The 18,526-nt window shown below is 63.5% G+C and carries 21 protein-coding genes; 5 read left to right on the forward strand and 16 right to left on the reverse strand.

Features of this window, described 5'->3' with window-relative positions:
* Positions 1–24: 24 nt before the first annotated feature.
* The 3 genes from arfB to FYJ92_RS00485 form a co-directional block, all read right to left on the reverse strand.
* Positions 25–447 (reverse strand): alternative ribosome rescue aminoacyl-tRNA hydrolase ArfB, encoded by a 423-nt coding sequence (gene arfB, locus FYJ92_RS00475; protein WP_185262120.1) that lies wholly within the window; start codon positions 445–447, stop codon positions 25–27.
* Positions 448–521: 74 nt separating this feature from the next.
* Positions 522–788 carry a type II toxin-antitoxin system RelE/ParE family toxin gene (locus FYJ92_RS00480; RefSeq protein ID WP_185262121.1) on the reverse strand — a complete coding sequence of 89 codons (267 nt, stop codon included), beginning with the start codon at positions 786–788 and terminating at the stop codon, positions 522–524.
* Positions 785–1,051: a type II toxin-antitoxin system Phd/YefM family antitoxin gene (locus tag FYJ92_RS00485; protein WP_185262122.1), complete on the reverse strand. Its 267-nt coding sequence runs from the start codon at positions 1,049–1,051 to the stop codon at positions 785–787. Before FYJ92_RS00485 ends, FYJ92_RS00480 begins: the two co-directional genes overlap by 4 nt.
* Positions 1,052–1,125: 74 nt before the next feature.
* Between FYJ92_RS00485 and FYJ92_RS00490 the strand changes: the two genes are divergently transcribed.
* On the forward strand, positions 1,126–1,602 hold the full coding sequence (locus FYJ92_RS00490) for an MFS transporter (RefSeq protein WP_255482229.1): 477 nt from the start codon (positions 1,126–1,128) through the stop codon (positions 1,600–1,602).
* 1 nt (position 1,603) lies between these two features.
* Here the strand turns inward: FYJ92_RS00490 and FYJ92_RS00495 are convergent, their stop codons facing one another.
* Genes FYJ92_RS00495 through FYJ92_RS00505 form a run of 3 tightly spaced genes read right to left on the reverse strand, consistent with a single transcriptional unit; the run spans position 1,604 to position 4,283 of the window.
* Positions 1,604–2,308, reverse strand: coding sequence for an alpha/beta fold hydrolase (locus tag FYJ92_RS00495; protein ID WP_185262123.1), 705 nt, complete (start codon positions 2,306–2,308; stop codon positions 1,604–1,606).
* A 9-nt stretch (positions 2,309–2,317) separates the two neighbouring features.
* Entirely contained in the window at positions 2,318–3,097 is a 780-nt protein-coding gene (locus FYJ92_RS00500) for an ABC transporter ATP-binding protein (protein WP_185262124.1), read from the reverse strand.
* 31 nt (positions 3,098–3,128) lie between these two features.
* Complete coding sequence (locus FYJ92_RS00505) at positions 3,129–4,283, reverse strand: ABC transporter permease (RefSeq protein ID WP_185262125.1); 1,155 nt, start codon at positions 4,281–4,283, stop codon at positions 3,129–3,131.
* 164 nt (positions 4,284–4,447) lie between these two features.
* Here FYJ92_RS00505 and FYJ92_RS00510 point away from each other — a divergent pair, with 164 nt between their 5' ends.
* Together FYJ92_RS00510 and FYJ92_RS00515 are read left to right on the forward strand one after the other, a co-directional pair.
* Positions 4,448–5,767, forward strand: a complete 1,320-nt coding sequence (locus FYJ92_RS00510) for a sensor histidine kinase (RefSeq protein ID WP_185262126.1) — start codon at positions 4,448–4,450, stop codon at positions 5,765–5,767.
* Positions 5,767–6,420, forward strand: a complete 654-nt coding sequence (locus FYJ92_RS00515) for a response regulator transcription factor (RefSeq protein ID WP_185262127.1) — start codon at positions 5,767–5,769, stop codon at positions 6,418–6,420. The genes FYJ92_RS00510 and FYJ92_RS00515 overlap by 1 nt, the downstream gene beginning before the upstream one ends.
* 99 nt (positions 6,421–6,519) lie before the next feature.
* Here the strand turns inward: FYJ92_RS00515 and FYJ92_RS00520 are convergent, their stop codons facing one another.
* Positions 6,520–6,834, reverse strand: coding sequence for a hypothetical protein (locus tag FYJ92_RS00520; RefSeq protein ID WP_255482230.1), 315 nt, complete (start codon positions 6,832–6,834; stop codon positions 6,520–6,522).
* Between the two features lie 387 nt (positions 6,835–7,221).
* Here FYJ92_RS00520 and mptB point away from each other — a divergent pair, with 387 nt between their 5' ends.
* The gene (gene mptB / locus FYJ92_RS00525; protein ID WP_185262128.1) at positions 7,222–8,841 is read left to right on the forward strand and encodes a polyprenol phosphomannose-dependent alpha 1,6 mannosyltransferase MptB; all 1,620 of its coding nucleotides are present in this window, start codon (positions 7,222–7,224) and stop codon (positions 8,839–8,841) included.
* Positions 8,842–9,030: 189 nt separating this feature from the next.
* The gene (locus tag FYJ92_RS00530; protein WP_185262129.1) at positions 9,031–9,618 is read left to right on the forward strand and encodes a TetR/AcrR family transcriptional regulator; all 588 of its coding nucleotides are present in this window, start codon (positions 9,031–9,033) and stop codon (positions 9,616–9,618) included.
* A 12-nt stretch (positions 9,619–9,630) separates the two neighbouring features.
* Here FYJ92_RS00530 and FYJ92_RS00535 read toward each other — a convergent pair whose 3' ends face one another.
* The 9 genes from FYJ92_RS00535 to FYJ92_RS00570 all read right to left on the reverse strand — a co-directional run bounded on the left by FYJ92_RS00535 (position 9,631) and on the right by FYJ92_RS00570 (position 18,241).
* On the reverse strand, positions 9,631–10,008 hold the full coding sequence (locus FYJ92_RS00535; protein WP_185262130.1) for a multidrug efflux SMR transporter: 378 nt from the start codon (positions 10,006–10,008) through the stop codon (positions 9,631–9,633).
* Positions 10,008–10,331 carry a multidrug efflux SMR transporter gene (locus FYJ92_RS00540; RefSeq protein WP_185262131.1) on the reverse strand — a complete coding sequence of 108 codons (324 nt, stop codon included), beginning with the start codon at positions 10,329–10,331 and terminating at the stop codon, positions 10,008–10,010. Before FYJ92_RS00540 ends, FYJ92_RS00535 begins: the two co-directional genes overlap by 1 nt.
* Before the next feature lie 125 nt (positions 10,332–10,456).
* Complete coding sequence (locus FYJ92_RS00545) at positions 10,457–11,095, reverse strand: DUF5134 domain-containing protein (RefSeq protein WP_185262132.1); 639 nt, start codon at positions 11,093–11,095, stop codon at positions 10,457–10,459.
* A 152-nt stretch (positions 11,096–11,247) separates the two neighbouring features.
* On the reverse strand, positions 11,248–13,194 hold the full coding sequence (locus tag FYJ92_RS00550) for a primary-amine oxidase (RefSeq protein ID WP_185262133.1): 1,947 nt from the start codon (positions 13,192–13,194) through the stop codon (positions 11,248–11,250).
* A 283-nt stretch (positions 13,195–13,477) separates the two neighbouring features.
* A complete protein-coding gene (locus tag FYJ92_RS00555) occupies positions 13,478–14,479 on the reverse strand; it encodes a DUF3445 domain-containing protein (RefSeq protein ID WP_255482231.1) in 1,002 nt (333 codons plus the stop codon).
* Positions 14,476–15,300 (reverse strand): PDR/VanB family oxidoreductase, encoded by an 825-nt coding sequence (locus tag FYJ92_RS00560; protein ID WP_255482232.1) that lies wholly within the window; start codon positions 15,298–15,300, stop codon positions 14,476–14,478. Before FYJ92_RS00560 ends, FYJ92_RS00555 begins: the two co-directional genes overlap by 4 nt.
* Positions 15,301–15,458: 158 nt before the next feature.
* Positions 15,459–15,941 carry a dimethylamine monooxygenase subunit DmmA family protein gene (locus FYJ92_RS19240; RefSeq protein WP_370526077.1) on the reverse strand — a complete coding sequence of 161 codons (483 nt, stop codon included), beginning with the start codon at positions 15,939–15,941 and terminating at the stop codon, positions 15,459–15,461.
* 8 nt (positions 15,942–15,949) lie between these two features.
* Positions 15,950–16,330 (reverse strand): cupin domain-containing protein, encoded by a 381-nt coding sequence (locus tag FYJ92_RS00565; RefSeq protein ID WP_185262135.1) that lies wholly within the window; start codon positions 16,328–16,330, stop codon positions 15,950–15,952.
* Positions 16,331–16,756: 426 nt separating this feature from the next.
* On the reverse strand, positions 16,757–18,241 hold the full coding sequence (locus FYJ92_RS00570; protein ID WP_185262136.1) for an APC family permease: 1,485 nt from the start codon (positions 18,239–18,241) through the stop codon (positions 16,757–16,759).
* Between the last annotated feature and the right edge of the window lie 285 nt (positions 18,242–18,526).

The raw sequence follows: 18,526 nt of genomic DNA on the forward strand, positions 1-18,526 counted from the left end.
CGCCAGCGGGACCGTTGGGCGGCGCTACTCGGCTGACGGCCGTTGCCGTTGCCGTTTCGTCGTCGACCGCTGTTCCTTGGCGGCGAGGCGGCGGCGGTTCGAACCCCGGGTCGGTTTGGTCGCCCGGCGCTTGGGGCCTTCGGGTGCCAGGCCTTCTGCCACCAGCTCGGTGAGCTTGGCCAGGGCGGTCTCGCGGTTGCGCAGTTGGGAGCGCTGTTCGGAGGAGGCCACGGTTACAATTCCGGTAACGAGGCGTGGCCCGAGGCGCGTGAGCAGCATCTGCCGTTGGTCGTCCGAAAGGGCGGCGGAGCCGGCGATGTTCCACGAGAGTTCGGCGCGGCTGTCCGTCGTGTTGACGTGCTGACCGCCTGGCCCGGACGAGCGCGAGAACCGCCAGCGGAGTTCCGACGCGGGAATCGTGAGCGCGGGTGACACCTCCAGATCCATGTATCCAGCGTTGCACACTATGGGCGTGATCCACGCCCTCCAGGCCCGGCCCCGACGCAGTTGGGCGCACGCTCTTAACCCTGATGTTGGTAGATGTCGCGCCGGTGGCCCATGGCAACGACCAAGACGATCAGCTGTGCGTCCCGGATCTCGTAGATGATCCGGTAGTCGCCGGTACGGACACGCCAGTCGCCGCTGCTTCCGGAGAGCTTCTTGGCTCCTGGGGGACGCGGCGTCGCGGCGAGCAGTTCGATGGCGGCTTGGATGCGTAGGCGTGCGTCGGGCGGAAGCTTGCGCAACTGCCTGACAGCGGCCGGAGCAAGCTGCACGGCATAGCTCACGCCAGGCCCAGTTCCGCCTTGACTTCCTCCCAAGGCACGGGGCCGTTGCTCGTCTCGGCCATTTCGTTCCGCGCAGAGCTCGCCGCGCGGAGATCCTCCAGGTCCTCGGCAGCCTCGATCAAGCGGGCGAGATCCTCGGCGTCGATCAAAGCGGCCACGCGGCGTCCCCGGCGTGTAAGGTACACCGGTTCATGATTCACCCGCGCGGTATCAACCGCTTCCGAAAGCCGGCTGCGTGCGTCGGTCACAGTCATCTCACTCATGACTGTATTTTAGTCCTATTCCGCCGAAACGTACATAAACGCTATTAGAGCGAAAATGACGCTCCGCCACGCCCGTGGGGTGCCCCCTGGCGATTGTGCTTGGCCTGCTGACCATCTTCCTGGGCTTTATGGTTTTCGGGCTCATGGCCGGCCGGCTCGCCGAACGGTGGTCCGAACGGGGGACTCCCACCGTGGGCCTGATCATGACTGCGGCCGGCGCCCTGGGGCTGCTGGCGACGGCGCTCCTGCACCTGCCGCTGATTGCAATTATTTTGTCCCTTTTCACCATGGTCAGCGGGGTGGCTGTGACCAGCCCGCCGGCCACCTCGCTGGCACTCAAGGATTATCCCGACATCGCCGGGACGGCCTCCTCATTGCTGGGGCTGGCCCGGTATGCCTTCGGAGGGATCGCCGCTCCCTTGGTGGGCATCGGCGGCGCCACCGACGCCGTTCCGTTCGGGATAGTTGCAGCCGTTTCCGCGGCAGCGGCCGTCCTTTGCCTCGGGCTGGTCAGCAGGCGGCGCAGCCCAAGTGTTATCGGGCGGATGTAACTTACCCCGCCCGCTCGACCGCCGCCAGGATCGCCTGGCCAAGCTCCACGGGTTTGGTGAACTGGGGCCAGTGCCCGGTGGGGAGGTCCACGTACTCGATGTCTCGGATGCGAGCCAATTCCTCCGTGAAGGGGTGGCTGGCGTCGATCCATTCGGTCAGGAGCGATGACGGGAATTCGCACGCGATCACCGTGGCGGGGACGTCGTAGCGGCGGACGTCATGCAGGCGCTGCCGGCCGTAGGCCACACCCTTGGGCTGCGGAATGGCGCGGGCCCGGAAAGATGCGCGGAGCTCGTCGGTGAGGTCCACCAGGTCGGCGTCCTCGAATCCTTCCCACGGCGGCAGCGGCACGTCGTCGCCGTCAGTGGGCAGCTCGTCATTTATGGCGCCGCCTTCGCCCAGGGGTCCGCTGTCCACGTAGATGTTCCGCGCCACCCGGTCTGGCCGCGCGTCCGCCACCGCGTGGATGATCGCGCCCCCGCCGGAGTGCCCCACGAGGACCACTTTCCCCTCGAGGTCATCAACGAAATTTACGACGGCGGCAATATGGTCCTGGAGGCTGATGCCGGCCCGGGGTGTATCCACAGATTCGAGGCCGGGCAGCGTCAGCGGATGGGTTGTGTGCCCGGCCGCCTCCAAGGCAGGCGTCACCTCCTCCCACGATGAGGCGTCCAACCAGAAACCGGGTACCAGGATGATGTCCATGACGGAACCCTACTCCGCGCCCCCGGCACTGGGTAAGGCATTAAGCAAGGCGCCGGGTACGGCCGGGGCAGACAAACCGCCGTCGCGCATTGCGGCGACGGCGTCGGTCAGCGGCACGAATTCCGTGTCGTGTGTGACCATCACGGTGGCCACTTTGAACTCGTCCGTGACCCGGCGAAGCAGCCCGACGATGGAGGCGCTGCGCGCGTGGTCCAGCGCCGCCGTCGGCTCGTCCACCAGCAGTACTTTCGGACTGCCCATCAGGGCTCGGGCAATGTTCACCCGCTGCCGCTGCCCGCCCGAGAGCTGATGCGGACGCTTGTCCGCGGCCCCGGTCAGGCCCACCAGATCCAGGAGTTCCACGGCGCGAGAACGCGCGGCCTTCAGGGACTTGCCGCGCAGGTGGTGGCCGATCATCAACTGCTCGACGGCGGTCAGGGAGGCCAGGAGGTTGGGCTGCTGGAAGATGATGCCCACCTTCTCCCGGCGCAGCGCGGTCAGTTCCTTGTCCTTCAGTCCCGCCGTGTTGGTCCCGTCAATGACCACGTCCCCACTGGTGGGGCGGACCAAGGTTGCCGCCACGGCCAGGAGGCTGGATTTGCCCGAGCCGGACGGGCCCACCAGCGAAACCATCTGGCCTGCCGCGACCTGGAGGCTGACGCTGTCCAGGGCCTTAACGGTTCCGCCGCCGTCCGGGTATTCGAGGGTGACGTTGGTGAGGGCCAGCGGCGGGCGGGCCAGGACGGAGCCGGCAGTTGGCGTGGCCAGGAGTGCAGGTGTGACAGACATGGAAAGTACCTTTCGGAGGGTGAAAAAGGAGTTAGTTGCCGCCGAGAGCGATCAGCGGATCGACGGTGGTCACCTTGCGGACTGCCAGCGCGGCACCCGCCATGCCCAAGGCCACAATTCCCAGCACGGGCAGCAGCGTGGTGGCTGGCGTGACCAGGAACGGCGCCGCCTGGGCTGCGGCGAACCCGCCCAGAATTCCGACCACCCCGCCCAGGCCAGCACCGGCCAGCAGCACGATGGCGGCCTGGGTCATGGCGTCGCGGAGCACGTAACCTCCGGACGCGCCCATGGCCTTGAGGACTGCGATATCGCGGGTGCGCTGAACCGTCCAGACCGTCAGGAACGCCACGATCACCAGCGCCGAAATCCCATAGAGGAATGCCTGCATCAGCATCAGCGACCCGTTTTCACTCTTGAAGGAACCCAGCGCCTGGAACGATCCTGTGCGGGTGGTGCTGACTGTCTGCGCCATCGCATTGGCGGACTCCTCGTCCACCTCGGCGCCGTCTTGGTAGGTGACCGCCACGACGGTCGCCACGGGCGTGTTCCCCGGCGTGTTCCCCGGCGTGCTGCCGGCAGCCGGAGCCAGGTGCGCCACCTCGGTCCAGGTGGGCAGCGCTGTCCACACCACGCCGGTGTGCGAATACCACTGGTCATCCACGACGGCGGTGACGGTCACTTCAGTGCCACCCACCGTGGCCGTGTCTCCGACGTAGAGCGAGAGATCTGCGGCGACGGTCGCGCCGATCACCACCGACCCCGCCTTGACCGGCGACGGTGCCAGCTGCCCGTCCTCGGCAACACCGAACACCGCCACGTTGGTGGTGCCGCCGTCGCCGCCCTGGAGGCGGGACTGGCTGATACCCAGGGCCTCGGCCCGGGCCACTCCGGCGGTGCCCTTCCAGCTGTCCACCTGCGCTGCCGTCACCTCGCTCTCGGTGAAGGACGCCGTGGGCTGGTTGGCGCCCGGGGCGCCAAAAACGATGCTGTCCACCGGCTTGGCCTCAGCGCCGGAGCCAGGACCAGACCCGGCACCCAGCTTCCCGATGGCGGACGTGGACTGGTCGCCCAGCCCGGCGGTGAGCCCGGACAGCAGCACCAACAGCAGTGTCACCAAGGCCACCACGCCGCCCATCAGGGCAAACCTGCCCTTGGCGAACCGGATATCGCGAATAGCGAGAAACACGTTGTACTTCCTTCAGTGGGGTGGATTTCCTTCTGATTCCACTCTCCGGCGCATCGTCCCAACCCACATCGGGGACTTGGTTGAGCCGGGTGGGACAAAGGGCTGACGGGGCGGTCAACCTTTTGGTTGATCCGTACGCCCCCGCCGGCGCATAAGCTGATCAAATGCCTGCCGCGGACCCACAGACCACCACGTCGGGGGCTGCCATCCTGCGGTTCCTGCGGGTGACGCTTCATGTCAGTTTTGCCGTGCTGCTGCTGGTTGCCATCCTGCGGCTCCATTTGGCGGCCGGCGCGGAGGGCGCGGCAGCCGGCCAGCGCCTTGCCTGGTCCCTACTCGCACTTGCCTTGGCGGCCGCGTATCTCGCCGGCACCATCCTGGAAAAGCGCTTCGCCGCCGGCCGTTCCAGCTTCAACCCGCACCCCTACGCCGCCCCTTGGCTGGGCCTTGTCACGGTGCTGTGGGGCATCCTCCTCGCGGGCAGCGCCGAGTTTTCCTGGGTCGCCTTTCCGCTTTTCTTCCTCCACCTGCACGTCCTCCCGCAAAGGATTGCGCTGCTCACCATAGCCGCGATGACGGCCGCCGTTGTTGCCTCGCAATGGGTGGCCAGCGGACTGCCGTCACCCACCGTGCCCATGGTCCTGGGACCGGGGCTGGGTGCCGTTTTCGCCGTGGTCACCGGGCTCGCATACCGCGCTCTCTACGAGGAGAGCGAGGCGCAGCGGCTGGCCGCGGACGAACTCCGGCGCACCAGGGCCGAGTTGGCCAAAACCCAGCACGACGCCGGTGTCGCAGCTGAACGTGAGCGCCTGGCCCGCGAAATCCACGACACCCTCGCGCAGGGCCTGTCCAGCATCGTCCTGGTGGCGCGGGCGGCGGAGAAGTCCCTGGCCAGCGGCGATCTTGCCGCCGCCGCCGAGCGGTTCGCGCTGGTGCAGCAGACGGCGTCGGAAAACCTCGCGGAGGCCCGCAGCTTTGTCCGCGGCCTCACCTCGCCGCAGCTCCAGGAGTCGTCGCTACCGGAGAGCCTGCAGCGGCTCTGCGCCGAAACCGAAACCATGGCGGCCGCCCGCGGTGACGGACTCCGCTGCCGCTTCGAGCTGGTGGGCAACCCGGCGGAGCTGCCGCCGCAGTACAGCGTCACCCTGCTCCGGGCCGCCCAGGCCAGCCTGTCCAACGTCCGGCTTCATGCCAAGGCAAGCACCGCCGTCGTCACCCTCGCGTTCCTCGGGGACGAGGTCACACTGGACGTGTACGACGACGGCGCGGGATTTGTGCCGGAGGCGCCCGGTTCCGGTGTGGCCGGCCGGGCGGACGGCAGTGGGTTCGGGCTGCGTTCGCTCGCTGCCCGGGTGGGCGAGCTGAGCGGCTCGGTGGACGTGGAGACGGCGCCGGGCGAGGGGACCGTCGTCGCCGTCCGGCTGCCGCTCACAGGCGGGGCGATACCCGGGCAGCAGTTGCCCGGCCTGGGAGGGGAAAACTGATGAGGGAGCTCCGCATTCTGCTGGTGGATGACCACCCTGTGGTCCGCGCGGGCCTGCGCGCCATGCTGACCGAATTCGAGGACTTCAGCGTGGCTGCCGAGGCCGCCGACGGGGACGCTGCGCTGCGCGAACTCGCACGGCTGCGGACGCTGGGGGAGCGCGTGGACGTGGTGCTGATGGATCTGCAGATGGGCGCCGGGATGGATGGTGTTACCGCCACGGCAGCGATCCGGAAGCTGGAATCCCCGCCACCGGTCCTGATCCTGACCACGTACGACACCGAGGCGGACATCCTGGCTGCCGTGGAGGCGGGCGCCAGTGGCTACATGCTCAAGGACGCCCCGCCGGAACAGATCCGCCAGGCGGTGTTGTCGGCGGCGGCCGGCCAGACGGCGCTGGCGCCCAAGGTTGCGGCACTGTTGATGTCTCGGATCAGCAGCCCGGAAACCGCCCTCACAACCCGTGAGGTCCAGCTCCTTGAACTGCTGGCCACCGGACTGACCAACCGCGCCATCGCCCGGCGGCTCTTCATCTCCGAAGCCACCGTCAAAACACACCTCGTGCACATCTACGGCAAGCTCGGCGTGGACAACCGGACGTCCGCTATAGCCCTGGCCACGCAGCGGCGAATTATCCGCACGCCGGGCCTGTAACGGTTCCATATTCGGCGTGCATTGCTCCGTCGTCAGGGGAACTTTGAGGTGATCCGATCAGCTGCGGCCGCGTCACTGAAACTTCCTCACGAGCATTTATCAGCAGCGGGTGCTGGAGTCCTTTGCGGACTTCACGATCGCACCGTGGCCCTGAAGGAACATTTTTCGGCCGCCGCCGTCATCGGTCCAGACCCAGATGATGGAGAAGTCCGCCGTGGCGGCATCCACAACCCCGGTGCCGGTGAGTGTTCCTTCGGCGAAGCTGACCTGCTCACCGACGACAAACCTCGGGTGGTGGATCCGGTTCCTCCTCTTGCGAGAGGATGTGAGGCTGCCTGGAGCCATCATCGGGTGGCTCCAGCGGTGCTGGGAGCGGTCATCTGGTGGTGAGTCATGGGCATCCTTCGGTCGCATGTTGGCTCTGCCAGCTCATTACAACCCTGCCCGCTGCTCCCAGGTCACGCTCTGCGTACGTGGTGGGTCCAGCCTAACCGGGACGGAGTTCGCGGTGCCTTCCGAACCGAATGCGACCAAGCAGCACTCCCTATAGCTGGCTGACCGCAACGCGACGGTATATTCAATTGGTCGCGGATACCGCTACAGCCGCTCGCCGAACGGCGGCAGGCTTCGGGCGCTGCGGCGTGCAAAGAGCTGCGCGACGCCTCATTGCGTAACAGGGGGTACGTCCGCTCCCAGCATGCTGGGGCAGGCCGCGGCCCAACTGCTAAAATGGCTGGGTTGTAGACCGGCCTATAGCTAGTCCAGCCAGCGCCGTAACATAAGTAGGGGACCACACAAGAGATGACGGCAGGCGGTTCGCACATCAGCACTTCGAAGAACTTCCCCGGTCCGTCGAAAAAGACAGCCGCCGGCGCGGAGTTCCCGAAGTCTGCTGCGACCGCCGCAGTTCCCCCCACGAAGCCCCGGGTATACGTCGCCACCGGGCAGGGGTTCCTCGGCGCCCTCATGATGTTTGTTGGCTCGATCGGAACGGGCTGGATCGCCAACGGCTCACCCATGATCCGCCAGCCGGTGGTCATCGCCCTGCGGACCGAGGGCTGGGGCGTGACGCTGTCCACCGTGCTTTTGACGGTGGGGGCCATGCTCTTGATGCGGTCCTGGCTCAGGCTGGGCCAGCGGCTGGGTGACTGGGGCGAACACTCGCTGCGGTCGGTGGTCATAGCCATCTCCGCCTGGTCCCTGCCGCTCCTGCTGGCCGTCCCCATTTTCTCCCGCGATGTCTACGCCTACACCGGCCAGGGCCGCCTGGTCATGGAGGGGCAAAATCCCTACACTGTGGGCATCTCCACACTCAACAACTGGTTCGCCCTTGGCGCGGACCCGGCCTGGGCAGAGAACAGGACCCCTTACGGGCCCTACTTCCTGTGGCTCGCCCGCGGTGTTGTGCAGCTGACAGGGGCCCAGCCCGACGTGTCCGTGCTGCTTTTCCGCCTGATCGCCGGCTTCGGGGTTCTGCTCTGCGTCATCTACGTGCCGAAGCTGGCAGAACTGCACGGTATTAACGGCGCGCGGGCGCTCTGGATCGCGGTGGCCAACCCACTGTTCCTCATCAGCTTCGTGGCCAGCGCCCACAACGACGCGCTGATGGTGGGCCTCGCCGTCGCCGGTGTCTATTTCGCCGCGACGAAGCGCTACTTGGCCGGCATCCTGCTGGTCACCGCCTCCATCGGGATCAAGCCGATCACCGTGCTGCTGCTCCCGTTCATCGGGGTGATGTGGGCGGGGCCTGCCGCCTCGTGGACGCGGAAGTTCCTTATTTGGGGCGCGACGGCGGGGATTAGTTTCGCCGTGCTGGCCGTCAGCGGGATCCCCTACAACCTCGGGTTGGGCTGGGTGTGGGCCATCATGGACCCGACGCCGGGGTACACCGGGTATTCGCCGTCGGGGTTCCTGGGGCAGCAGGTCGAGTTCCTCGGCAATGTGCTGGGACTGCCGGGCGGCACTATCGCGGACCTTTTGCGAACGGGCATGAAGTGGGCGGCTATAGGGCTCGTGCTGCTGCTGATGTTCCGTGGCGATTACTCGCGGGCGGTGCGCCGGCTGGCCCTGGCGTTCGCCGCCGTCGTCATGCTTTCGCCTATCATCCAGCCCTGGTACATTCTCTGGTTTGTGCCGTTCCTGGCTGCCACCGGCATCCGGAACGACTGGCAGATCCGGTGCCTCTACGTGGGCGTGACGTTCTTTGTGGTGTTCGGCGCGCAAGACCAGCTCTCGGTCTGGTCCTTTGTAGAGCTGGCCATTGACGCGTCGTCTTTGGCGTTCGTGACGGCGCTGCTGTTCACGTTCTACCTCCTGGTCCTGGACATCCACACGCGAAAGCTGCTGATCGAGGGCAAACCCTCGGACTGGGCCCGGCGTGGATGGGGCTGGGTGCAGGAGCAGCGGCGCAGGGCCCGCTGAGGCGCGCCCTACTGGTTGCAACCCTTGCTCTATGTCGGCACGCAATAAGGAAGAAGCTTGTCTGGTACACGACGAATGTTCAAGTCAACCGTTCTTGACGAAGGGCCTGGGCCTTTTTTCGAACGCACAGGCAATAGTCTTGAGGAAGTGTCCCTGACGGGCCGAAATCGGGAGACTGGAGAGTGAGCTATGCGGGTATCCGCTGAAGATCGAAAAGAACAGCTGATTTCAGCGACAGTTGAACTTATGCGTCGTGAGGGCGTTCAGTCCGTGACCATCCGGGCCATTGCCAAGGAGGCTAACGCTCCACTGGCTACAGCACACTATTGCTTCAGCAACAAAGAAGAGCTGATGGAGGCGGCTGCCGAGGCTTGGTTTAAGAACTTGAGCCGCTTCTCAAGCGATGTCCCGGTCCATTTAGGCCTTCGCAAGGCTGTGGAACAAGTAGCCGAAGGCTACTGGCGCGCCCTTGAGGAAGAGCCCGAAAGCATACTTTCTGAGATTGAACTCATTTTGTGGGCAACACGCAATGCCGCCGTCAGCCCGCTGGCCGGGAGGATTTATCCCGCCTATGAAGTGGAGCTCGGAAATATGTTCGCTTCCGCCGCCCAAAACACCGGCGAACAGTGCCTCATGGAGTTCGCTACGCTGGTCAGGATCTTTTTGATGATTTACGACGGAGCGGCCATTCAATACATGACCGACCCGAAGGCCGCCGATCATCGCGCCCAGTTCTTCATGATGATTGACGCACTTCTCCTCAAAGCCGGCGTCTGAACCAGCGCGGCCTCAGGCGGGCACCTTGGTGTCGGAACGGTCGGCAGGGGACGTGGCGACTGCAGGCAGGGATTTCAGCCCGGCCGCGCAGCCCACAATCCCGGCGATGAATAGTACCTTCAACAGGCTGAAGGGTTCGACGCCGGTAACCATCGCCCAGCCCACCGTCAGCGCAGCGCCGATTCCCACCCAGACGGCGTAGGCGGTGCCGAGCGGGATGCTGCGGATAGCCAGGCCGAGGCCGGTCATGCTCAGGGTGGCCGTGACCGCGAAGACAAAGGTGGGCAGCAGGTGGGTGAAACCATCGGAATTGCCCAACGCCGTGGCCCACACGGCTTCCAGTACGGCGGAGGCGAGGAGCAGCAGCCAGGCGACGGAACGCTTGGTCATTACGCCACCACCTTGAGGCCAACCACGCACGCGGCGATGCCGGTGAGCAGCAGGAGGCGGGCCGTCGTCGGACGTTCCGTTTTGGTGATGATCGCGTAGGCGGAGGTCAGCACCACGCCTACGCCTACCCAGACGGCGTAGGCGGTTCCGGTGGGGATGGACTGCATGGCGAGGGCGAGGCCGCCCATGCTGGCGACGGCGGAGACCAGGAAGAGGAGCGCGGGCGGGACACGGCGCCGGCCGGAAGCTTGGAAGGTCCGGTGCAGGGCGGCGGCCCAGACGGCCTCCATCGACCCGGAAAGAATGAGGATTAACCACGACATAACAGATCCTTTGGCCTCGCTTGTAGGACCCGACGGCGGGTGGCCGGGCCGGAAGTCAGTCTCAAGATCAACCTCCCCGTGGGTTGGTGCCGGGGCCTCCCGCAGTGTTCACTGGGGATCAACACCTAAGCCATGGTGGCGAACATGAGGGCCATGATGGCGGCGCCGAGGGCTTCGAGGCTGTGTTTTTCCCGGGGGGAGTGGGCGGTCTTTTTGGGCTCCGTGGTTGCCGGTTTCCGGGTGCGCAGAAGAAGGGCGATGAAGATCAGCGCCGCGGTTGCGAAGATGATTGTCAGCGGGGTGGCGAGGCTGGGTAGATGATCGAGGGTTGCGGTGGCAGTGGCGCGGGGTAGCAGGGGCATTGCGTGGTGGGCGTTGGGCAGTGGCATGGTTTCTGCGGCGCCGGGGGTGATGTGGCTCGTCATCATGGTGATCATGAGTGCGGCGCCGGCCATGCTGACGCTGTGGTAAACGCATTTCAGGCGGCTCAGGCTGCCTGTGCAGAGTATTTTGAATTCGGGCCGGGCGACGGCCTGGATAATGAACCAGAGCGCTGCGCCGGTGAGGACGGCGATCTGGGCCAGCACGGTGGAGGGTGCGAGGTTCCAGAGCATGGCGGCCATTAGGAGGTTCATGAGGGCGTGGAGGCTGTTGTTGACCCGTTCGATGAGTTGGTCGGGTTTGGTGGCCTGCAGGAGGTGGTAGCTTCCGCTGAGCAGCAGGACGGCTGTGAGGGTCCAGGTAATTGCGGGGATATTGAACACGCGGATCACACTCTCGCTACAGGGTTTGGGTTAGGTGCAGGCGGTCCCCGGTGCTTTGGTTACAGCACCGGGGACCGCCTGTTTGAGGGTTGTTCGTTTTCCAGCTTTAGCTCAGATGCCTGGTTCTTTGCTTCCCTGAAGCTGGGCCGGGCTTATTTGTCGGTGGTGCAGCATGTTTCGGTGTTGGTTGTTTGGGTTCGGTTTTCGTTGGTGGGGAGGTTGAGGGTGGGGTTTTGGTCGAAGAATCCGTGGGGTTCGAGCATGAATCCGATGTTTTGGCGGGGCATGATGGGCCAGTCTTCGAGGCGGACGACGTGGTGCATGCCGAAGGTGTACCAGACCACGAGGTCCTGGTCCACGATGTTCCGGTCTGCTTGGGTCCAGATGTGCAGGCCGTCGTCGGCGCCGGTGGCTTGGTTGGGGAATTCGCCGGCGGCGAAGCGTTCGGTGCGGTTGTAGGCGGTGACCCAGAGGTTGTTCCGGGCGAACTGGGCTCGTTTGCTGACGTAGGACTCGTCGCCGGCGGCGAGTTGGATGCCGTCGGTGGGGATGAGGCGGTAGGCGACGGGTTCGTCCACGATGTTGCGGCTGTCGCGGTTGGCGATCTTCCAGAAGCGGTGTTTGGAGGAGTCGGTTTTGCGGATGGCTGCCTGTTCGGTTTCGAGGAGCCGGTCGACTGCTTTGAATGCGGTGTGGGTGGGGTTGTGTTCGGGGATTTCCATGTCTACTTCGTAGACGGCGTTTGTGGGTCCGTCGATTTCGAAGTCCATGCGGACGTTGAACATGTGCTGGTGGATCGGGGCGTAGAGTCCGTCGTTGTTCAGGGTCTGGCCGTAGGGGCTTTTCTCGCCGGGTTTCTGGCCGGCGGTGGAGAGGATGCCGGTGGCTTTGACGAGGAACTCGATGCTGCCGTCGAGGAAGAGGTGCCAGTAGAAGGCGTACTCGTAGTTCGCGACGGTGGCGATGAAGGAGATGACGAGTTTGCGGCTGCGGCGGGTTTCGGTGGTGCCTTCGCGGAAGTCGAAGTGCTTCCAGAGGATCGAGTCGTCTTCTTCGTGCATGCAGATGGCGTTCTCGATGGTCAGGGGGTTGCCGTGGCTGTCGGCGGTGATGCCGTCGAAGTATTTGATCTCGCCCAGGCAGTCGCAGCCCAGGGTCAGGGAGTTGGCCATGTTCCCGATGTTGTATTCGCCTGAGTCGAAGGCGTTCTTTTTGGCTTGGACGGGGGCGGTGTCGCCGTAGGGGACGACCATTTCCGAGAGTGAGGCCCGGTTGATCACGGGGCGTTCGACGCCTTTGTTGCGGAATTTCAGCTGGTGCAGGACCAGGCCTTCGCGGGGGGTGAAGCCGACGCGGAAGGACCAGTCGGCCCACTGGACGTGGTTGCCGGTGACGGTGAAGGAGGCGCCTTCGGGCTGGGTGATGGAGATGGGTTTGAGGTCGGTGCGGGCCTCGCCGACGTATTTGGGCAGGTAGTTGCCGCTCGCGGACGGGACCGGGATTGCCTGGTCGTCTTCGACCTTGACGATTTCGCCGGTGTTCAGGTCCACGATGACGATGAAGTTCTCGATCGGGTGGGCGTAGGGGCTGTCGTCTGCTTCTTCGCGGACGAAGACGAGGGCGCGCATCAGGCGCCGGCCCTGATCGTCTTCGCCGAAGTAGCCCACGGACCAGGGTTCGAAGCAGACCAGGGACATGTCGGTGATGCCGCGTTTGGCCAGGGCGGCCTGGACCTCGGGGTCCTTCCGGCAGCTCTCTTCACCTTCGGCGAATTCGTCGAGCATGAACGGGGGGTGGATGTGCGCGGCGAGCTGCGTCCATTTGGAAACGATGCCCGAGTCCAGGTCCACGATCGCTTCGTAGGACCGTGCCTCGGCCCGGTCGACGAGGACCGCGTCGGCCTCGCGGACCGTTGCCGCGCCGGAGCGGAGCAGTTCCTTATCCGGTTCGCGCAGCTCAATACTGATGAAGCGGAACGACTCGGCCGCGGCCTGGCCATCCTTCAGGATCGCCGCGGCCCGGGAAATCTCGTCGCGGGAGAGCGGATCGAGAGGGTGTGCTACCCCAACCTCGGTGTGGATTTCAGTGGTGAGAGTCATGGTTTTCTCCTTGGTTCTTTCTTGAGGATGAGATCCCTAAGGACTGATAGGCGAGTTGCCCCGTGACATGGGTGGCGTTTTGCAAATACTTGGCAGTCCACTCATATGCTTGAAAGCCGCCTGGAGGATGCCGGGCCTTGCCGGCGGAGCTCAACTCTGAACTCCACGGACGTGATGCCGGTCACGTGTTCCTCTTGCAGCCAAGCTACGTGAAATAAATCATTTAGTCTAGCTTTTTTTATGCATATTCTTTTATTGCCTCTTTATGGCGCGATGCCGGGGTTTAGCGGGCGAGCAGCCAGTCAGATGCAGCTTTGCGGTAGCGGATGATGCCTTTGTATTCGGCCATGTCGTCCGGTAGTTCGGCCAGCACATGGCCCATCTTTTCCCGCCACGCAGGTACCCTGGCAATGTCGGTGAGCGGCAGGAGATGGGTCCGGACCAGGAACAGCAGGGCACCGGAGTGCGGGAGACGGATCAAATGCTGCACTTCCACCCGCAGGTGTAGCTTCTCCGGCATGGCGGGATCGTCGGCTATGGTGCTGCGGTCGGGGCCCCATTCAGGGTAGGTTTCCGTGGAGGTATCCATACGCCGGCCTATGGTCATCGTCCAGTTGGTCCGCCGAAATTGTTCCCCGGGCTGCAGGCGCAACAGGAACTGCTCGGCCCGGCTGGTGATGCGTTCTTCCTTCACCCGCGGGACGGGATGGTGGATTTCAAGGAAGTTCATGCCGACGTCGAAACCGAATGACCAGTCGGCGGCGAACGTGACCAGGCCGGCATCAAGCCACAACGTGTCTTCGCGGATATCAAGAAGAATGATGTCGTCCTGGATCTGGGTGCCGAGGAACCGCAGTGGCCCCTCCGGCAGCGAGCTGTCGTCTCCGACGGTGAATTCCACCTCGAGGTTCTGCAGACCGTTACGCCAACGGCAGATGTTCCCTTCCCGATGGAAAGACATCGTATCCGGGTAGTCTTCGGCCATGGAGGACAGCAGGGTGGTGAGGGCGTCCCACACCGCCGTTCGCATGTGGGGGAGGACATTCACGCGGGAAGGGTCGCGGGTCAGCACCTTGGCGCGCTCGGCCAGTTCATCCAGATAGTGTTCGTCGATGTCCACGAGATGGGCGCCCCAGGCGCCCGCCTCTGTCGGCGCTGTCTTGGTGGCTGGTTCGACGTTTGCGCTGTACCGGTAGGTGTCAGAGGCAAAAGGAAAGGGAAAGCGCCTGATCCGTTCCGGGAGGAGGGCGGCGTCAGGATCGGTTTCGATGATCGTGCTACTCAAAGGTCCAACTCCAATTCTGGGTCGTTGCTACGCGAAACGCAGCACATCATTGTGGTGTTCGCAGCCTTTTCTTGCTCGGATAGGTAAAGATCCCGGTGCTGGGGTGCGCCGCGAAGCACCGGCAGGACGCATTCGCCGCAGATGCCTTTTCGGCACATATTGGGGATGCTTTGCCCTGCTGTTTCAAGGGTCTCCAGCAGCGAAACGCCGGCTGGAACTTCCAAACGAACGCCGCTGCGTGCCAGATGCACCGTAAAGGGTTCGCCCGCGTCCAGTTCAGCTGCGCCAAAGGCTTCTGAATGGAGCCGGGCGGATGACCAGCCATGGCCTCGGGCCTCTTCCAGGACCGCATCCATGAAGACAACCGGACCGCACACGTAGAGGTGGGTTCCGACGGGCTGCGTTATGAGCGCTTCCGCCAGAACGTTTTGGAAACTGCCCCGGTCAGTGCACTCGACCAAAGCGGTCAACCCGGGCCCGAGCAGTTCCCGCGCTTCCGTAACGTGGGCGCCGGCGTCTGGCCGGTGCACGTAGATCATCGTTGCCGTGGAGCCCCGTTCCACCGCGGCCCTGGCATGTGAAAGAATCGGCGTGATCCCGATTCCTGCAGCAACAAGCAGATGATGCGTCGCTGTTGATGCGGGAGCAAAAGCACTCCGGGGGCGCGCAACATTAACACGATCACCGACGCAAAGCCGGTGCATGGCTAGGGAGCCGCCGGCTCCTTCGCCGACCCTCAGGACAGAGATGCTGTATTCGGACGGTGCGTTGCCTGAGCCTGTCAGTGAGTATGCATTGACGCCGTTTCCCCATTGGACCACCAGGTGGCTCCCCGGGACATAGGAGGGCAACCTTCCACCTTCCGGGGCCGCCATCGTGATGCTGACAATCGATTCCGTCTGGCGGCTGACGTTTGTCACCTCCAGCTGGAGGCCTCCTTCCACCGCCGGGTGGACGCGGGGCTGGAGCGCTATGGCGGTCATGCTGCCTCCTCGGCGTGGGCTGAGTAGCCCAGGTATGCGCCTCTTCGTCGGGAAAAGTGATCAGCGATGGTCAAGGTGGTGGCGCATCCTTGACACTTCACCTCGGTGCCGGCTGCTTCATCAACGGTGGTGGTAAGGCAATGCGGGCAATAAACAAACCGGGGTCCGGTTTCCTGGGGAAGGAGCGTTACCTCATCGCCCAGAAGTCCGCAGTCTGCGGCGGCTGCTGCGGCTGCACGGATATCCGTCGGAGGGCCTGCGAGTATCAGACGGACGCCTACACGGGAACCGCTGAACACAGACTTGAGTTCCGAGAGGCTCTCGGCGGTTGCCGATTCGAAATGGAGATCGTACCGGGGCTGGCCATTGGTGTCTGGAAGTGCGGTGTCATCTGAGGATCCGAAAGATACACAGATGACACCGCGGAAACCAGGTTCCAGGCCGTTGCCGGCTGCTGGCGGCATGGACGCGGAACGCATGGTCGGTCTTACGGTGCGAAGGTGCGGTCGCCGGCGAAGAACCCCAGGCCATACTCAGGGGTTTCAAACTTGACGGTTGTGCCCTTGGGGAAGAACAGCACGTCGCGCTCCTTCGCGTGCGTCACTTCGCCCGTGGTCTGGTCCGTGAGGATGAATTCCCCCTTGATGACGACCTTCATTTCGTCGTAGGTGTAGGTGTACACCAAGGGCTCCGAGGCCTTCAGTTCGAAGAATCCGGCGCACATGACCGACCCCTCCGGGTTATGGAGGGAATCGCCGATCGCGGCGACCGTCCCCGGCTCATCCATGGACGGGAGACCGATGAAGCCGTTCTCTACCTTGTGGATCGATCCGGCCTTGGTCAGTGTTCCTACGAGGGTGGTTTCCATGGTGTCTCCTTTGACTAGTGGTGTGTAAAAAATGGGGTTTCGGGAGGGGCCGTCCTCAGGGATAACCAACTGAGCTCTAATCCGAGCCCTTGCTGGTGTGATGCGAGTCACGCTCCTCGTCCCATCTGCAAAGCTACGGTACTTAATTCATCTAGTCCAGTCTTTTTTAGAAAATTACGCCTTGGGATTTAGTGTTTATTTTTCGTGGGAACTATTGACAGGTAGGGAACCGCCGGAAAAGCGCAACGGTGGATGCCGGCCCCCCGTAAGGGCCCGGCATCCACCGTGAAACATGCGTCTACCACCGTCCGTCCTGGTGCGCCGGGCTAGGACAACGCCTGTACTACCCCGTCATGCGTCAACCCCGGTGGACATGATCGGGACACGTGTGCAGGACTCTTTCGGCGGAATCCCCGGCCGGTTACGTCACCTGGGATTTGGAACCGGTCGAAGATCCCCGGCGTCGTGGTCTGAAGACGGTGCTGTGGCTGCTTTGTCATTCAGCCGACGGGATTCACGCTGGGTATACAACCAGATGGGCAAATAGAGCGATAGTACGAGGAAACCCACCCAGGTTGAGGTCCAACCGACCTCCAGGCTGTTCAGGTACACCACGCCCACCAGGCATAGGGGTAGATTGAACAGGCCAAAGATCATGGCGACGTGTTTCCAGCCCTTGGGTGCTTTGAAGGGCCGTTCGAGGTTGGCGAAGGACGGGTGATTCTTAGCCCTGACATATGCGAACAGGCTGATGCCGTTGGCGCAGGTGTAACCAATTGCGGACGCCGCAAGTATTGCCGCCGGCGTTCCCATCGAAATCAGTACCAGGTTGAAGGCCCCGATGACCAGCATCGCGACAAACGGAGTGCCCTGGCGGTTCGTCTTGCCGAAGACCCTGGGGAGGTTGCCTTCGCTCGACATGGAGTGCATGGCGCGGGAAGAGCCCAGATAGGCCGTCTGGATGATGAGGATCATGGCGGCGATCAGCATGATGATGGTGACCATGGTGCCTGCCTGGCCAAAGACTGCCTGGGCCACTGGAATCAGGGGCGACAGGGGCTCGGCCAGTACACCCTCAACACCAAGCACGCCGATCACCGCAGATTGCACTAAGACAAATGAGAAGAAGCAGATGATGCCGCACGCATAAAGCGCTTTGGGAACATCCCTGGACGGGTTCTTGTATTCGGGGCCGTAAATGGCTGCCGTTTCCCAGGCGCAGGCACTCCACTGAGCGATCGCAAAGATGCCAAAGAGAATCAGGATGTGGTGCATGTCCCAGGCCCAGTCCGCCGGCATCCAGCTGCCGGTGATGTTTGACATGTCGACTTTCCCGGTCGCGAAAGGCGCCACGGTGAGGACAACCAGGGGTATAAGAGAGAACGCAGCCAGGATGTACCCCAGTTTGGCGCCGTCCTTGAGACCGAACCAGTTGACGATGAACAACCCGGTGAAAATCACCAGGCCTGAGATCAGTGCGAGCTGGTACTCGGTGAATGTCTCGGCCAGAACCGGAAACAGCCCATGCAGGTAACCGCCCACCAGGATGGAAAAAATTGCCAGTACAGGATTCCAGGCGAACCAGTAGCTCCACGCGCTGAAGCCACCGATCAGCTTGCCTTTGTCGTACTTGCCCTTGTAGTTCTCCGTCCGGAATACATGCTGGGCGAACCCCGGCAGGCCGGAAGCCTTGGGGAACGTGGTGGCCATCTCGGCATACGCGGTGCTCTGCATAAAACCCTGAAGGACCGACAATCCCCAGATGAGAATTGCTGCGGCGGACACATACATCGGCAGATAGCCCAATGAGGGCAGAATCAGCAAGGGCACACCCAGCGCAATGGCCAAACCCTGCTTCCAGTCGATCGACCGTTCCAGGTGATCGGTGCCGTCTGAACGATTTTCACTCATAAAATCTCCCTAAAACTACTCTAGTCGTCTCTGACTTCTTCGTCATGGAACTCTTTTTCTTGAATCTTCCAGTGGCGGTGCAAGAACACATCTGTCCAGCCCGGCATGTGGTATCACGGCGCCATCCGGCAGCACGATCTTGCAACTGCGTGAAGGTCCGGACGGCGGACTGGCAAGTAAAACGAGGCAGGCTCCGGTGCGCGCAGTGGTAGCGCCAACGTGCTAGGCCGACAGGTGCGGCAGGGGGGTCGCTCGCAAAAACACCTTCAGGGTTGAGCTCTCGTG

This window comes from Pseudarthrobacter sp. NBSH8 (genome assembly GCF_014217545.1).
Taxonomy (GTDB): Bacteria; Actinomycetota; Actinomycetes; order Actinomycetales; family Micrococcaceae; genus Arthrobacter.

Coding starts and splice junctions, on each gene's coding strand:
- arfB (WP_185262120.1), bottom strand. CDS start 447: ATGGATCTGGAGGTGTCACCCGCGCTCACGATTCCCGCGTCGGAACTC.
- FYJ92_RS00485 (WP_185262122.1), bottom strand. CDS start 1,051: ATGAGTGAGATGACTGTGACCGACGCACGCAGCCGGCTTTCGGAAGCG.
- FYJ92_RS00495 (WP_185262123.1), bottom strand. CDS start 2,308: ATGGACATCATCCTGGTACCCGGTTTCTGGTTGGACGCCTCATCGTGG.
- FYJ92_RS00500 (WP_185262124.1), bottom strand. CDS start 3,097: ATGTCTGTCACACCTGCACTCCTGGCCACGCCAACTGCCGGCTCCGTC.
- FYJ92_RS00510 (WP_185262126.1), top strand. CDS start 4,448: ATGCCTGCCGCGGACCCACAGACCACCACGTCGGGGGCTGCCATCCTG.
- FYJ92_RS00515 (WP_185262127.1), top strand. CDS start 5,767: ATGAGGGAGCTCCGCATTCTGCTGGTGGATGACCACCCTGTGGTCCGC.
- FYJ92_RS00520 (WP_255482230.1), bottom strand. CDS start 6,834: ATGCGACCGAAGGATGCCCATGACTCACCACCAGATGACCGCTCCCAG.
- mptB (WP_185262128.1), top strand. CDS start 7,222: ATGACGGCAGGCGGTTCGCACATCAGCACTTCGAAGAACTTCCCCGGT.
- FYJ92_RS00530 (WP_185262129.1), top strand. CDS start 9,031: ATGCGGGTATCCGCTGAAGATCGAAAAGAACAGCTGATTTCAGCGACA.
- FYJ92_RS00535 (WP_185262130.1), bottom strand. CDS start 10,008: ATGACCAAGCGTTCCGTCGCCTGGCTGCTGCTCCTCGCCTCCGCCGTA.
- FYJ92_RS00540 (WP_185262131.1), bottom strand. CDS start 10,331: ATGTCGTGGTTAATCCTCATTCTTTCCGGGTCGATGGAGGCCGTCTGG.
- FYJ92_RS00550 (WP_185262133.1), bottom strand. CDS start 13,194: ATGACTCTCACCACTGAAATCCACACCGAGGTTGGGGTAGCACACCCT.
- FYJ92_RS19240 (WP_370526077.1), bottom strand. CDS start 15,941: ATGCGTTCCGCGTCCATGCCGCCAGCAGCCGGCAACGGCCTGGAACCT.
- FYJ92_RS00565 (WP_185262135.1), bottom strand. CDS start 16,330: ATGGAAACCACCCTCGTAGGAACACTGACCAAGGCCGGATCGATCCAC.
- FYJ92_RS00570 (WP_185262136.1), bottom strand. CDS start 18,241: ATGAGTGAAAATCGTTCAGACGGCACCGATCACCTGGAACGGTCGATC.